This window comes from Nitrospira sp. T9, from assembly GCF_052156535.1.
Taxonomy (GTDB): Bacteria; Nitrospirota; Nitrospiria; order Nitrospirales; family UBA8639; genus Nitrospira_E.
Window position 1 is genome coordinate 57731 of record NZ_JBQKUP010000026.1, and the last position, 13828, is coordinate 71558.

At 51.9% G+C, this 13828-nt stretch carries 17 protein-coding genes; 1 reads left to right on the plus strand and 16 read right to left on the minus strand.

The features are described 5' to 3' along the window. Positions 1-17: 17 nt before the first annotated feature. From ACTRXD_RS03655 to ACTRXD_RS03690, 8 genes are all read right to left on the minus strand, one after another. Positions 18-353 carry a thioredoxin family protein gene (locus ACTRXD_RS03655; protein ID WP_442430485.1) on the minus strand — a complete coding sequence of 112 codons (336 nt, stop codon included), beginning with the start codon at positions 351-353 and terminating at the stop codon, positions 18-20. 211 nt (positions 354-564) lie between these two features. Beyond that, entirely contained in the window at positions 565-921 is a 357-nt protein-coding gene (locus ACTRXD_RS03660; protein ID WP_442430486.1) for a hypothetical protein, read from the minus strand. Positions 922-967: 46 nt separating this feature from the next. Continuing rightward, complete coding sequence (locus ACTRXD_RS03665; protein ID WP_442430487.1) at positions 968-2233, minus strand: ATP-binding cassette domain-containing protein; 1266 nt, start codon at positions 2231-2233, stop codon at positions 968-970. Between the two features lie 108 nt (positions 2234-2341). After that, positions 2342-2635, minus strand: coding sequence for a hypothetical protein (locus ACTRXD_RS03670; protein ID WP_442430488.1), 294 nt, complete (start codon positions 2633-2635; stop codon positions 2342-2344). 16 nt (positions 2636-2651) lie between these two features. Further along, positions 2652-3368: a TolC family protein gene (locus ACTRXD_RS03675; RefSeq protein ID WP_442430489.1), complete on the minus strand. Its 717-nt coding sequence runs from the start codon at positions 3366-3368 to the stop codon at positions 2652-2654. 6 nt (positions 3369-3374) lie between these two features. Then, positions 3375-3707, minus strand: coding sequence for a TolC family protein (locus ACTRXD_RS03680; RefSeq protein WP_442430490.1), 333 nt, complete (start codon positions 3705-3707; stop codon positions 3375-3377). Between the two features lie 39 nt (positions 3708-3746). Beyond that, positions 3747-3872: a hypothetical protein gene (locus ACTRXD_RS03685; RefSeq protein ID WP_442430491.1), complete on the minus strand. Its 126-nt coding sequence runs from the start codon at positions 3870-3872 to the stop codon at positions 3747-3749. Further along, a complete protein-coding gene (locus tag ACTRXD_RS03690) occupies positions 3859-5472 on the minus strand; it encodes an HlyD family secretion protein (RefSeq protein ID WP_442430492.1) in 1614 nt (537 codons plus the stop codon). Before ACTRXD_RS03690 ends, ACTRXD_RS03685 begins: the two co-directional genes overlap by 14 nt. Before the next feature lie 264 nt (positions 5473-5736). Between ACTRXD_RS03690 and nhaR the strand changes: the two genes are divergently transcribed. Then, entirely contained in the window at positions 5737-6651 is a 915-nt protein-coding gene (nhaR, locus tag ACTRXD_RS03695; protein WP_442430493.1) for a transcriptional activator NhaR, read from the plus strand. A 141-nt stretch (positions 6652-6792) separates the two neighbouring features. Here nhaR and ACTRXD_RS03700 read toward each other — a convergent pair whose 3' ends face one another. The 8 genes from ACTRXD_RS03700 to ACTRXD_RS03735 form a co-directional block, all read right to left on the minus strand. Then, a complete protein-coding gene (locus ACTRXD_RS03700; protein WP_442430494.1) occupies positions 6793-7200 on the minus strand; it encodes a hypothetical protein in 408 nt (135 codons plus the stop codon). Positions 7201-7378: 178 nt separating this feature from the next. Then, positions 7379-8212: a hypothetical protein gene (locus ACTRXD_RS03705; RefSeq protein ID WP_442430495.1), complete on the minus strand. Its 834-nt coding sequence runs from the start codon at positions 8210-8212 to the stop codon at positions 7379-7381. A gap of 300 nt (positions 8213-8512) precedes the next feature. Further along, complete coding sequence (locus ACTRXD_RS03710) at positions 8513-8764, minus strand: hypothetical protein (protein WP_442430496.1); 252 nt, start codon at positions 8762-8764, stop codon at positions 8513-8515. A gap of 331 nt (positions 8765-9095) precedes the next feature. Beyond that, positions 9096-9674 carry a hypothetical protein gene (locus ACTRXD_RS03715; protein ID WP_442430497.1) on the minus strand — a complete coding sequence of 193 codons (579 nt, stop codon included), beginning with the start codon at positions 9672-9674 and terminating at the stop codon, positions 9096-9098. Positions 9675-9678: 4 nt separating this feature from the next. Continuing rightward, on the minus strand, positions 9679-10851 hold the full coding sequence (locus ACTRXD_RS03720) for a cryptochrome/photolyase family protein (RefSeq protein WP_442430498.1): 1173 nt from the start codon (positions 10849-10851) through the stop codon (positions 9679-9681). A 102-nt stretch (positions 10852-10953) separates the two neighbouring features. Further along, entirely contained in the window at positions 10954-11388 is a 435-nt protein-coding gene (locus ACTRXD_RS03725) for a thiol-disulfide oxidoreductase DCC family protein (protein WP_442430499.1), read from the minus strand. Next, on the minus strand, positions 11381-12403 hold the full coding sequence (locus ACTRXD_RS03730) for a cytochrome d ubiquinol oxidase subunit II (protein WP_442430500.1): 1023 nt from the start codon (positions 12401-12403) through the stop codon (positions 11381-11383). The genes ACTRXD_RS03725 and ACTRXD_RS03730 overlap by 8 nt, the downstream gene beginning before the upstream one ends. Continuing rightward, positions 12403-13740: a cytochrome ubiquinol oxidase subunit I gene (locus ACTRXD_RS03735; protein WP_442430501.1), complete on the minus strand. Its 1338-nt coding sequence runs from the start codon at positions 13738-13740 to the stop codon at positions 12403-12405. Before ACTRXD_RS03735 ends, ACTRXD_RS03730 begins: the two co-directional genes overlap by 1 nt. Positions 13741-13828: the final 88 nt, after the last annotated feature.

A 13828-nucleotide genomic window follows, 5' to 3' on the forward strand; every position in this document is an offset into this window, starting at 1 on the left:
AAGATTTCCATTAATTTTTAGCACGGGTGGGGATCTTCAAGCCAAGGAAAGATTTGCTCGAGGATCAGGTCCTTCTTGCCGATTCCACCAATGAATTGCTTGAATTCCCCATTCACAAATAGGGCTAAGGTGGGAAGAGATTGAATCTCTAATTCGCCGGGAATGAGGAAATTCTCCTGCACGTTCATTGCGACAATGAGAAGGCGTTTCCCAAACTCTTCCTGGATGTGCTCCAATTCTTTGGACAGAGCTCGACAATGTCCACAGCCTGGTTGCCAAAATTCCACCAAAACCGGCACGGTCGACCTTTCGATTATCCCATCAAATTCGCGGTCTTCAATGTTTGCAATCATCTCATTCAATTATGCTGATTCTTGAGCCTGATAAAATAGGAATGCTTAAATCTAAAAACGGCAGTTGGCCATCTCGAAACCCTTCGACTGCCGCGGAAGCCGCAGCGCTCAGGGGGAACGGATTCTCACCTAACGGGTGACCACTTCGATACCCCGTTCGTGCTGAGGCACTCGAAGCATGAACGGGCTAGCAGCCCTGTAACTGCCGTTTTTATGTTAAAGCATGCGTCGCCCCGGCAATAGGGTGACGATATTCCGTGACAATTGGTTTACGACAATCCGGGAAGCTGATGAGGGAACTCACCTTGTCCAACGATTGTCCCATGACAGGAGGAGAAATCCAATGAAGCTCCCCAATCATACGCTTCAGGGATTGGGTGGCTTCAAAGCCTAGACCGCCTCTTGGAATGTTTTGTTGGAAACCGCTTCCGAATCGATACACAAACCTTCCACTACCCGGTGCTTCCAAATGACCAACCCGCAATCCCATTTTGCTTACTTGAACGGCGGCCACTTGACCTGCCGGATGTCTGCCGATACATAAAAAGGCAGCTTCTTTGGTAATCATCTGCCTGAACGATTTGGATTAATTAAGATTTCCTAAGAACCACCTTTTATTCCAATACAATACTGTGCTGCACAAATTTTTTAATATTGGAATCGGTTGTAACGATAACAATTGTCCAAGGATATTTCGTGTCGCAAATCGCGTTCATAATGGACTCTCTCCGGGAAGAAAAAATTTCATGAAGACCCCCATCGATAATAACCAGTTTCGGACGGGCGATCAGGGCACGGGCCAATAAAATTTGAATCGTTTGACTTGGAGAAAAGTTTTTTCCGCCGTATTGAACCATACCTTGTAATCCGTCAGGAATGTGTTCGATTTCCTCCTGTAAGCCCACCAAATCCAGAACCCACAACAAATCTTCTGTGGCCAGATTTTTTCGTCTCAGGGTGATGTTTTCCATCAGGGTGGATTCAAAGAGGGTCATATGTCGGCTCAGGACGAGCCCGCGGGTTTCATTGACGTCGTCGGGGTGGAGATCCCGGACATTGATGCCATTGTACCGGATGGATCCTTGCGGTGGATGATCCAATCTGGCCAGCAGTCTGGACACCGTCAGCCGTTGGGACTCCGTGACACAGACGATGGCCCATTTTTCACTCGGGGCAAGGTTCATGTTGAGTTCCAGCGTAGGTGGCCATGGCGGGGGCAGGCCCCGTACATGGGAGATGGAAAGTGCCAATCCTTGTGGAGAGCCGGTGGCCGGCAGTTGGACAAATTGAGTTGTCGGTCTTTGATCCTTGGGGAGAGAAAAAATATGATGAATTTCGGTCAAGGCAGTTAAAAAATAAAAGATGACATACGTGCGTTTGATCACCGATTCCAGATTTAACAGGAGGGTGGCAATAATGACTTCCGCAGCGACGAGTTGACCGAGCGTCAGTTGCCCCTGGCTCATCAACCAGCCTGCTGTGCCCAACAGGCCGGTGTGCAGAATCACCTGAAGGAGCAGGGATCCGATGTATTGTCGAACAAGAATGCGAAAACGCGATTGTCGTGTACTGACATACGTGTGGGCCAGGGAATCGGCTTTTTGCAGAATAAGTTCGCGGCTCAGGCTGGATTTAAAATGGCTGAGGTTGTCGGCAATCTCCTGAAACCAATGGTAGGTGTCATATTTTGCCTCGGACATGTGTAGGGTAGCCTGGAGTCCTCCGTGCCCCAATATGCCAATGAAGCCTACCGCAAGCAAGAGGAGAAGATCAAAGAAAAGAAAATACGGGTGATACAAGGCGAGCAAGGTTATGCCGATGACTCCTCCGACTGCCACATTGGTCAGATCCACCAATAACGCGGCAACGGCTCGCTGCATAAAGATAATTTCAAAAAACCGGCTGGCGTATTCACTCCGAAATTGGGTTTCCTGAATCGATGGAAAGGTTCGCGCAAAGGCCAGAGTGAACCGGACAAAGATACGGCGTTAAAGGAGATCCGTGGCGAAAAATTGAAGGGTTTTGAAAATCCCGACAAATACAAGAATGCCGGCCATGATACTGACTAGGGTGACCACCATGATCGGTTGAATGGCGAAGGCGAAGGTATTCACCAGCTCTTGGACCGTGAGGGGAATAATCAGGGAAAAGAGGCCCACGGCCAAGGCATACATGATGATCGTGAGCAGGATCTGGCGTTCCTGCCTGAAAAAGGTCGCCACATGTTGAAGCACCTCCTGGTTCATGGATCGTTCGGAAGGGGGAGGGGAGCCATTGTGCATCGCGTCCTTGACGTCCTCAGGTAACAGGTTGCGTCCATTCGCCGATAGCCCATGAGTAAAAAGCTTTGGCTTGTTGATATTCAGCCTGTGCCTGAATGTGAATGATTTGGGCTTCGATCACATTGCGTTCCCGAAGATTGACAAACAGTAAATTCGTGGCACCCATTTGAATGCGGTTTCGTTCACCCTTAACCAGGGAACGGGCATAGGCAAGGGATTGAAATGCCGCCTCTATGCGCTCTTTCGCCCGATCCAGGGCCGAGCGGGCGTTTTCGATATCCAGGGCCACCTGCTGCACCCGATACCGAGGCAGCCAGACTAATCGTTCAGCCTTGGCCTCTAATTGAAGCTTTTGGCCGGTGGCGTCCTGTTGAAGAAATGGAAAACTCAATTGCACGCCAAATCGGTACCCCAGACCCAGCACAAACTCTACGGGTTTGCGTGTGGGTTCGGCTTCCGCACGAAGATCGGGGAGCAAGTTGTTTTTGGCCACGCCAAGATCAATGTTGTTACGTGCGGCTTCAAGGGACACTTGAAGGATTTCGGGTCGGCGCTGTTGGGCCAGCTCGGTCTCGGGATCTCCTCCTGTCTGCTGGCTTGACGCATTGAACGCCGGGAATTCAGGGATCGAATACCGATCGAAGGAGAGAAGGGCATTATCGTTCCAGGTAAACAGGGACAGTTTGAATTGTTCCTGTTCGGCTTCCCGTTTGGACTTAATGAGGTTTTCCAATCGACGTTAGACCTCCTGGTGGGCTTCAGTGACGTCAAATTCCGCGACCGCCCCTGCTGCAGCCTGACGGGTGAGTTGCTGCAGACGGGCCTTGGCCACGTCTAAGGCTTCCTGCTGCAGTACCACAATCTTCCCTGACCCGACCCATTTCCAAAATTGCGTAGCCGCACCCAAATACAGGTCCTGACGTGTTTGTTGAATGTTCAGGGTCGCTTCCTGTTCGGCGAGTTTGGATTTTTCCAATTCGCCCCGTTCGGGGTTGGTACCCAAGCCTCGAAGGAGAGGCAAAACGATACCGAGGAGAGGTTGATTCGTGCGTTGAACTCCAAGGTCGGCCACATCTACGTCTCCGATACCGGTGCGCCAGCCTGCAAACCCTTAAATTCCCCAGGGATGGCGGGCCTGGATCAGCGTGTCGTTAAACCCCACACTCTTGGTCTGCCCGTCTTTCACGAGCCGTTCCAATTCCCAATCATTGACCAAGGTCGGTTCAAATGCTCCCATGGCTTTTAATAATTTGCCTTGCGCTTCCAGTTTTTCCGTCCGGCTTCCATGCAAAAGAGGATGTTGGGTTTCCACGAGGGTGAGCACAGTTTCCAGATGTAGCGATCGGGATTGCTGGTTTGGGGTAGGAGTGACGTCCGGTCCTGAAGCAGCCCGGAGAAGAGGCGGAAGCAGATTTTCCGGGTCTTCCGGCCTTGGGCAGAATGGACTGTGGCAAAGCTTTGCCATGTTCCTGGTAGTCAGCCGGGAAAAGGTTCACGCGGCGCCAAAGTTCATACCAGAGAGGTACCCGGTTCAACAGGACCCAACCCATCACTTGGGTGCCTTGCCGGACTTGATTTTGTGGTGGCCAAGGTGAGCCTGCCGGATCCGGTACCACCCAGAACCGGAAGCGACCTTGTGCGTCCGATGTCTGATCCACGACACGAATGCGGCCATCGAACGTGCCCGCCATCAATTCAGGCCAGGATGGTAAGGGAATGGCTGGTATGCCCTGAAACATCAGAAGCACGTTTCGATCCTGTTTGAGCAGTGGGGCATCCAGGGCGTCCGCCCACATCTCCACGGCACGAGTGGCGGTGGTTGGAACGATTGTGACCAACGGATCGCCGGGATGTACGATCTCACCTGGGCCCACCCGGGCCATTCGCACCACAGTCCCATCCATGGGGGCGGTAATACGGCTGGCTGCCCGTCGTTGGACGGCATTGGATTGCGTCAAGGCCAGGTCGGCCAGTTCCTTCGATGCGTTGGCGGCTTCCGCCAGTGCCGAAGCCCGTTGTGACCGGGTGTCAAGAATTCGTTGAACCAGCTCTGCTTCAATTTTAGTCCGCCCATACGACAGGGCCTGACGTGATTGGCCCACTTCCTGAAGAGCCGCTTCACTGGATCTGAGTTCGGCTTGAGCGGCCGCTTCCGCTTGAATGGCCAACTCGAGATCCCGCCGGGAGAGGAGGCCTTCGGCTTCTAACACCTGCGAGCGCTGTAAGTTCAGTTGAGCGGTCTGGGCTGATATTTTTGCGGCCGCCAGCCGTTGTTCGACACTTTGAATCCGCCGGGCGGCTTCCTGCACCCGGGAATCGGCCGAGCGGGTGGCCGCGTCGCTCAACTTTTTCATTTCCTCGATTTGTTTCTCCAATAACAGGGCCCGGGATAACGCCGCTTCCCGTCTCTCCTCTAGAGCCTCCCTGGATTGGTCCAGGCGTGACAACAGATCGGGGGCGAGAAATTTGGGATCGACATCGGCAAGTTCAAGCAGGAGATCACCTGTTTGTACCATAACCCCTTCGTTGATTTTCCAGGTCATGATGCGCCCTTCTATGGGAGCATGAACTTCCTGCGGTCGTTCGGCAGGGGAATAGGCCGATAGTTGGCCCTGAGCGGTTATCGTTTGGGGCCATGGAACGAAGACAAGAATGAGAGTAAACAGAAGAAAACAACCGATGGCGAGACGGGTCGCGGTGTACAATTTCGTGGGTATTATGACCGCTGCCCATGACTCATACTGTGCCGGACGACCGGTAACGCGTAGCGAAGAAAGGTCCTGGCGGGAAACGAGTTGAGAGCCGGATGGTTTTGTGGGTAAACGCTCAAGAGCCATCGGTTACTGGTTGTCCACCAAGTTTCCTGGGGATTCGTCTCACCTGTCGCACCCCTCGTCTAGAGGGAGCGCCGAAACGGAATCATATGCCGGAGTGTGGCTCATCGATATCTTAATCGGATATGTCATATTAGGATTTTCGGATCGCAAAGCCAAGTCCTGTCATACTTTTCAATATCCCCAATTATCACCATTGGTCGTTGACATAAACAAATTCATAATTCTTTCTTGAATCATTTAAAAACTGAATGTATGCTTCCGTACATGGAATGGTTAAATTACCATCATCTTCTGTATTTCTGGGTGATCGCGCGGGAAGGCAGCATTAAGCGTGCTTGTGAAGAGCTGAACCTCTCCCAACCGGCGTTAAGTGCTCAGCTTCGTGCGTTGGAAGAATCCCTGGGAGAAAAGTTATTTGATCGGGTCGGACGAACCCTGGTCTTGACCGAGATGGGACAGGTGGCCTACCGGTATGCCGAGGAAATCTTTTCACTGGGGCAGGAATTCACCAACCTTTTGAAAGGTCGACCGACTCATCGTCCTTTGAAATTAGTGGTAGGCATTGCCGAAGTTGTCCCAAAAATGGTGGCCTACAAACTGCTGGAATCGGTCTATACCCTCCGCGAGCCTGTGCAAATTGTCTGTTGGGAGGGACGGTTGGACAGGTTATTGGGAGAATTAGCCTTGCATGCGTTGGATCTCGTGTTGGCAGATACCCCCATTCCCGCCACTGTCAAAATTCAAGGGCACAGTCACCTTCTGGGAGAATCGGGGGTGGCCTTATTTGGGACGAAAAAAATAGCGACAAAATATCGAAAAGGTTTTCCGAAATCGTTAGCCGATGCCCCATTTCTCCTGCCGACGAGTAATTCGATCCTTCGTCGTGGGATGGATGAGTGGTTCGCACGCATTGGAATCGTTCCCAGAGTAATCGGGGAATTTGAAGATGGTGCCACCATGAAGGCATTTGGAGGGGCCGGCCAAGGCATTTTTCCGGGATCGGCTGTCATGGCCAAAGAGATTGCCCGGCAATATGCGGTGCAAAAAATCGGAATCGTTTCCGGTATCCGAGAGCAATTTTATGCCATCTCAGCTGAGCGACGCCTTAAACACCCTGGTGTGCTGGCTATTGTCGACTCAGCTGAAAAAACCATTTTTCGACGCCACGGTTCAGCCTGAAAAGATTTTGTGAATTTCTCATTTCATGAAAATACCTCAAACGACATGCTGTCTGGCTTCCCCCTTTCCAGTGGAGCAGATCCAGGAGGATGGTCTTTGACTCTCACCACCCTCAAACCATTTGGTATGGTTTTTTGTGGCTTAAGACCCTTCAGGACTTTTGAAGGCTAAAAGACGTTGCCCTTCCTGCCGGTGCATGGCGGCCATTTCATGAAGATCCCGAGCTGCTTGCCAGCGTGCGGAGGCCACATGCATGAGGCTTGTCCGTTGGAAGCCTTTAGGATCCATGTGCGGTTTGAGCATCAGGGACGTGGCTTTTTGTTCTATGCGAACGGCCTCACTTTGCAGTTCATCGGCTTGTTGATCATAAATTTTTGCCATCTCCAGGAGATCGTCTCCCGACCAGGGCTTCACATCTTCTGTTTCAGGTGCAGGCATGGCATAAGTCATCGGGGAAGATAAAAAGTTTTGTGAAGGTGATCCTGTAAAAAAGAACACCAGCCCCGCTCCTCCTAAGACCCCAATCAACACATACGCAAAGGCTTTCATTTTGATCCCTCCTTGTTAGTTTAGTTTTTCTGAAACACGACGAATATCGAAATGTTAACAGGAAAATTTATCAGAGTCCCTTTTCGGAATGCTATTTGGGGCCGTAGGAACCACTATGACCCCACCTCGGGTTGTCTTCATCCTTCATTCCATCCAGAAGCGAGGAGTTTGCACCTGTTTAAGAAGTCCTGCTGGAAGGAGCAGGTTCACCGACTCCGTCAGCCCACTGTTGAGCCAATTTCATGACTGCCTGATCAAGGGCCTCGTGTAATGCAATCATTCTGACAGTCTCAAGAGCCTTACCTTCTTCAGGATAAATTGCGCTGGTCATGGCAGATCCTCTCACTCTGGGATACCGGTTGGATGCCAGAGGGACATCCAATTGTTCCAGGGTTGCATGAGAGCGGCCTAGTACCCGGAGAAGTAATTTCCCAGACTTGATGTCCAGCAAACCTAATTCGACCGTCGCGTGGTTTTCCGTCTGCTGACCGTTGAGCCGACTGACTTCGGGGAGAAGATCAAACTGGGCCGGTCCCGTGATTTCCTGGTTGGCTGCCAGGAGTACCAGGACCACATCGAGATCCTTGGTAGCTCTCAGCCCGTCCAGTAGGTTGAATTTATCTCCGGAGGGGATGTCCTCCAGACGGATGACCTCCTCAACGGAAAGCGGAACCTGGTTTTGAACCTCCTGCTTCACCCTGGCCGCGAACTGTAACCAGCTATTGTCGGTCAGCGCCTGCGTAGTCCGGGAGTGGTCCGAGGACATGACGATGGCCATTCCAGCCGGAAGCCGGTCCTGAGATTGAATAGAAAGCTTTTCCTGGATGATCGACGAAGAATTCAATTCTTTTTCAAATTGCGTTTCCAGCCCGAGAGAAGAAGAGCCGGCACACCCGCCCGTCCAGGCAAGGGCTAAAGTCAAAAGAGGAATAATTCTCGAGCAGGAAGATTGGGGGGCCTTTGTTAAAACGTCACATGTACGGCCGGTCACGGATGGGTTATGGGTACGCATGATTCGGATCTCCTCTTCAGTTTGAATCAGATTTCAATAGCGGTTGTTTACAGGGACGAGTTGGTTCGGAAGACCTCCGGGATGGTGATGACGGAAAATGGGTGGGAGGATAATTTCGCTGAAAATCCTCCCATCCAACAAGTCCCTATGCGAGGGTCCAATCGACCTCCTCTTCCTCATCACTGCTGTCGTTGCTGGCAGTTGTCCACTCGGCCTCATCCTCGTCCACATCATCGGACTCACCCTGGGCCAGAGTCCAATCGGTTTCATCCTCCTCGGAGTCTTTGGCGTCCTTGCTGGCTAACGTCCAGTCTGTCTCATCCTCGCTATAGAGTCTCTGGTATCTTTGCCGGCCAGTGTCCAGTCCACCTCTTCCTCCTGAATACCCTCATCGGTGGCCATGATCCAGGTGGATTTGCCGTCGAATAAAGGCAACTGCCCGCTGCCTTCCATACCCCAGCCTGTGCCCATTTGAGGCCAAGCCAGCAGTCCGGCGAGAGCTAACGCAAACATGAAACTCAAGGCTTTGGTTGGTGTCAGTCGAGTGTTCATTTTTGAATCCTCCATGTAAAGTAGACGGCCTTCCGTCCCTGCTGTGAAGGCTTTATGTATTCCTTCGCTATCCATGATTTATTGAATACTAATTTTACATGTATAGACAAATACATAAAAATTCATGTAATCATAAAAAAATTGGATGATTAAAAAATGTTCGGGAATTCTTGATAATGAAGAGTGGCTTGGGGGATAGGATAGGTGTTCCTGCAGATCTTATCGAATATTGTCTGTCCATTCGGCTCCCGGCCCAAAGCCTGGATGCTCATCCCTACCTGGCCGTCATGGATTTCAATGAAAGTGTGCGAATCTGTCCAAAGAAATGTTTCTAGGCTGTTGAGAACACACCCGGGAGATCGGGAGCGGGGCAGTCAGGGTTTTTCGAGGAAGCAAGATTCTGTGAGCAGGGTGAAATTCTTTCGGCAAGGAGCAGATGCGCAGGAGTTAAGCTTGTGGATTTTTCAAGTTCGCGCAGCACCATGGTAAAGATTCGACGATCTTTACGAATGGTGGCCTGTCCTCGTTTCTGCAAGTTTCGAAGTGGCAGCAGGAGGCGGGGATTTTGTTGCAATTGCTTTTTGTGGCGGTCAAGAAAGGCCCAATATAAATTGGTAATGGGGCAATTCGTTTTGGGGTTGAAGGCGCATCCGGTGCAGAAATCACTCATACGATGGATGTAGGCTGCTCCCGAAATATACGGTTTGGTGGTCATGAAAGGACCTGTCCCGAAAGTTCCCATAGCCAAAACATTCGGTTCCACGACCCAATCAAAAGCATCAACATAGGCCACCCAGAACCAATCGGTCAGTTCACGAGGAGACACATCGAGCAGGGTGGCAATATTCGCAAGGATCATGAGCCTGGTAATGTGGTGGGAATAGCCTTGTTCCCAGACCTGATCGATCACTTGATCAAGACAGTGCAGGCCGCTCGCCGCTCCCCAAAAGGCAGAGGGCAGAGGGCAAAGAGTTCATGGCTCCCAAGAATGAAGGAGTCGCGCCTCCATCCAGATCGGGTACATTCCTGGAAGCCTTCCATTTTGGCCGGACCAATTTGTTGTATCCGGCATGACCGGGGATGTCTGCGCTGGGGAAGTGATTCCGGAACCCATCTGTTGCCTGATGGACATGCCGGACAAATTCACGCCAGCCTAGAACCTGCCGGATAAACCCTTCCTTGGAAGGCAAAGGGAGCCTTAAGGCTTCGACCTCTTTGATCATCTGTCCGGGCAGCAAACGATGAATGTTGAGGAGAGCCGCCATGTGGGTATGAAAGAGCGTCTGTTCTTTTTCCGCCATGGCATCTTCATAGGGACCGAAATGCGGGAGACAATGTGTTTTGGCCCAGTGCCATTGCCGGAGAGCATCTTTTTTCGTTCCCGGAAGAAATTCCGGATGAAGTGTGCCTGGGTGGTCGGCAAATCGGGATTCAACGAGTTTGACGACCTCGGTCTTAATAGGGTTGGGCGGAAAGCGGAGTTCCTTTGTGGGGCGCGGGCTTCCTTTCCAGGGCTTACGATTTTCGGTATCGAAACTGTATTTTCCGCCCATCGGGCGGGGACCTTTCATCAGGATGCCGGTGTGTTTTCGAACAAAACGATAAAAGGTATCCATTCGCCAGGGAGGCTCTTTACCCGCGCCCTCCTCAAAGTCATGCCTGGAGGTCAAGCAACCTTCATGAGGAATAAAGGTGACCAAACCCCTTTTGACGAGCGGATCAAGATCCTGCCTGACTTCCAGTTCCGCGGGTTCCATGACGCGCAAAGAGCCTAATTCCTGAATGAGGGTTTTTAGCGTTTCTCGCAAGGGTTCGGAGGTCGTTTGGTAGCGAACGGCCACACCCCGCTTCGCCTGTTCGAGTGCGAAGTGACGCAGGTTGAGAAGATGAAAGGCGATTTTTTGCTTGTGGTAGGGCCTTCTTTTTAGTTTCCAATGCGACTCGATGAACACCACACCAAGGCCCTGAGGATCTTCCCGGCTCAAGGGGCCGATGTCATCGGAAAGTTGGTCCTCTAAAACGAGAATCCAGCTCCTCCCGTTTTCCCCCGTTGCAAAGGAGTTCAGTATTCTGAAAAATTCATTCATGCTTGGTCGGACCGTCCCGGAGTTAGGAATGAAACAGGGCTCAGGCGATCTCTGCATGAGCCAACCGCATGAATGCCGTTACAATCCGTTCGAGGAACCCGGTCAGGCGCGGCCGGTCAGGCGTAAACGGTTTCTGGCAAACCAGTCATACGCCCGAACTAGAAGTTTGTTGATCGTGGGCCGCCGGGCCAATCTTGCGAGAGCTCGCAATCCGATGGCTTCCCACATTTCCCTGAACACCTCGACGCCCGAAATGAGCGTTCCATCCGACCACCGGGCATGAATGACCTGGCCCAAATCACATGGACTTAATCCGTGTTCTGCCGGTAGGTAGGATGAAGACGAAAAATCGATGAATGCGAGGTGTTTCTTCCGGTTGAATATTTTCATGAGATCGATCTCACGACGACAAATTGGGCAGTCGCCATCAAAATACACGGTCAAGGGATAGGGTTTGGTTTCCCCGGAATGAGGCATGACATTGGGGTGCGCATCTGGGGATGTTTGGCAGTGTCCCGTAGAGGACTTCTTATCCATGGTGCCCCTTATTTCGAAACAAGGTGTTTCCTTTAAAAATTCGAAACAGATAAAACAGTGAAGGGAACAGCAACAGTGTGCCAACCAATAACGCCCCTGCGATAAAATGCAGGGTGACCTCGGGAGCGGCAGTATTGAAGACCGTCAGGTTGGGGGGGATCAAATAGGGGAATTGTGCGATGCCCCATGTCCAAATCGTCAGGGTGACTTGCAGGATGGCACAGGTCCGGGCCCACCAGTAGCGCTGTGTCAGGAGCAACAGGATAGCTGCAATTGTCAAACTGCCGACGCCGAGTTGAATGAACACTCCCCAGAGGCTGGTCGTCAACTCTCCCCAGAGTCGCGGCGCCCCGGACCGTCCCAGGTACATCACGGATTCTTCCAATATGCCAGCCAGGAGGACTGCAGTAATCGCCCGTTTCCGGAAAATCTTCTGCAGTGTGGGATCCTGGGTTTCCAGAAGAAGATACGTGGCTGCCAGATAAGAAAACAGCAAGAGGGTCAGCAATCCCATGCCTAACGAAAAAGGCTGCAGCCAGGGAGAGATGTACCCATCAAAAAAGGTTGCAGGGTTGACGGGAAAGTGGCCGGTGGTAATGGCGCCAATGATCATGCCCAGAAGGAAAGGGCTGATGAGACTGGAAATAGCAAACAGTTGATCCCACCTGAGGTGAATGTCATCATCCTTAATGTCATAGTGACGAAAGGCAAACGCTGATCCGCGAAGGACGATGCCGATGACCAGGATGGTCAGAGGAATATGTAGTGTGGTGGAAATATGCACATAGGCACGCGGAAAAGCCGTGAAGATGATCGTTACGATCAGAATCAACCACACATGATTGGCTTCCCAGATCGGTCCGATGGCTTCTCCGATCAATTGATGTTGCGCTCGCCTTGTGGGACCTCTGGCCAGGAGATGCCATACCCCGGCTCCAAAGTCTGCCCCGCCCAGCAAGGCGTAAAACGTCAGGGCGATCAGTAAGACATTGGCGAGAGCGATTTCCAGTTCCATCAGGCGGGTTCCGCCTCCTTCCGTGGGGAAGTCATCTCAAACTGATCGGGAGTGGCTGCGACATGGCGCCACATCAACCAGATCACGATACAGGCCAGGAAAATATACAAAGCGCCAAAAATCATCAGGGGAATGATTAATCCCGGCATGGGTGTGACGGCGTCTGCGGTTTTCAGGTATCCCACAATGACCCAGGGTTGCCGGCCCACTTCCGTCGCTACCCAACCGGCTTCGATTGCCAGGAAACCTAACGGCGTCGCCAACACCATCGCCTGGAGGAATCGCCGGCAATGAAATAGCGTGTTCTTCTTATACATAAGCCAAAGGCCCCAGAGAGCCAGGCCCATCATCAAAAATCCGATGAACACCATGAGTTGAAACGCCGTCCTGGTTATTCCAATGGGCGGCCAGTTTTCCTGTGGGAAATCTTTGAGACCTATCACCTGACCGTTGGGATCCGATGTGACGAGTAGACTCAAGGCATAAGGGATTTCCAGCACATAGTCGAACATTTCTCTTTCTGAATCCCAAACTCCGCCGATTCGAAACGGCGCGCCCTGTTGCGTCTCGACCTGGGCTTCGAAGACCGCCAATTTTAGGGGTTGGAATTCTGCCACCCGTTTGGCGAGGAAATCTCCGCTGAGCGGTTGGAAAATGGCGCTGATTCCACCAATGACCAATGCGATTTTCAAAGCCGATTGATGAAACGCATTGTCGGGTTGGCGGAGAAGCAGGAACGCATGAATGCCGGCCACTGCAAAACCGGTAGCCGCAAACGCGGCAAGGATCATGTGGGGGGCCTGCAATAAACCCGAGGGATTGAAGAGGGCCGCCACGGGATCGATGTTGGCCGGAATTTCGCCATGCATCATAAATCCTCTGGGGGTATTCATCCACCCGTTTGCCATGACGACGACCACCCCGGACATGATTCCACTTAGCGCCACCACGCCTCCCGCCGCGAGGTGTGCACCCGGACTCACCTTTTGCCATCCATAGAGATAGATCCCGAGAAATATGGCTTCCGTAAAAAACGCAAACCCTTCTATGGCAAAGGCTGGTCCGATAATGGGACCGGCCCATTCCATAAACCGGGGCCAGAGTAGTCCCAATTGGAACGACAACACGGTCCCCGTGACGGCTCCAATAGCAAAGAAAATGGCCGTACCTTTGGCCCAGCGTTTGGCAATGATCAGGTAGACGGCTTTCCCTGTTTTCAGCCAGCGCCATTCGGCCATCACCATTAAAAGAGGCATGGCCATGCCCACAACCGCAAAAATGATATGAAACCCCAGCGACATGGCCATTAGGGATCTTGCAGCGATTAAGTCATTCATATAACCAATATACTCCAAAGGGTGAGGTGGGATCTCATCCATGAGCTCAGGTCTTTCGGTTTGGTAGGCCAAGGGTCAATTATTTCCA

Coding starts and splice junctions, on each gene's coding strand:
- ACTRXD_RS03655 (WP_442430485.1), bottom strand. CDS start 353: ATGATTGCAAACATTGAAGACCGCGAATTTGATGGGATAATCGAAAGG.
- ACTRXD_RS03660 (WP_442430486.1), bottom strand. CDS start 921: ATGATTACCAAAGAAGCTGCCTTTTTATGTATCGGCAGACATCCGGCA.
- ACTRXD_RS03665 (WP_442430487.1), bottom strand. CDS start 2,233: ATGCAGCGAGCCGTTGCCGCGTTATTGGTGGATCTGACCAATGTGGCA.
- ACTRXD_RS03670 (WP_442430488.1), bottom strand. CDS start 2,635: ATGCACAATGGCTCCCCTCCCCCTTCCGAACGATCCATGAACCAGGAG.
- ACTRXD_RS03685 (WP_442430491.1), bottom strand. CDS start 3,872: ATGGGAGCATTTGAACCGACCTTGGTCAATGATTGGGAATTGGAACGG.
- ACTRXD_RS03690 (WP_442430492.1), bottom strand. CDS start 5,472: ATGGCTCTTGAGCGTTTACCCACAAAACCATCCGGCTCTCAACTCGTT.
- nhaR (WP_442430493.1), top strand. CDS start 5,737: ATGGAATGGTTAAATTACCATCATCTTCTGTATTTCTGGGTGATCGCG.
- ACTRXD_RS03700 (WP_442430494.1), bottom strand. CDS start 7,200: ATGAAAGCCTTTGCGTATGTGTTGATTGGGGTCTTAGGAGGAGCGGGG.
- ACTRXD_RS03705 (WP_442430495.1), bottom strand. CDS start 8,212: ATGCGTACCCATAACCCATCCGTGACCGGCCGTACATGTGACGTTTTA.
- ACTRXD_RS03710 (WP_442430496.1), bottom strand. CDS start 8,764: ATGAACACTCGACTGACACCAACCAAAGCCTTGAGTTTCATGTTTGCG.
- ACTRXD_RS03720 (WP_442430498.1), bottom strand. CDS start 10,851: ATGAATGAATTTTTCAGAATACTGAACTCCTTTGCAACGGGGGAAAAC.
- ACTRXD_RS03725 (WP_442430499.1), bottom strand. CDS start 11,388: ATGGATAAGAAGTCCTCTACGGGACACTGCCAAACATCCCCAGATGCG.
- ACTRXD_RS03730 (WP_442430500.1), bottom strand. CDS start 12,403: ATGGAACTGGAAATCGCTCTCGCCAATGTCTTACTGATCGCCCTGACG.
- ACTRXD_RS03735 (WP_442430501.1), bottom strand. CDS start 13,740: ATGAATGACTTAATCGCTGCAAGATCCCTAATGGCCATGTCGCTGGGG.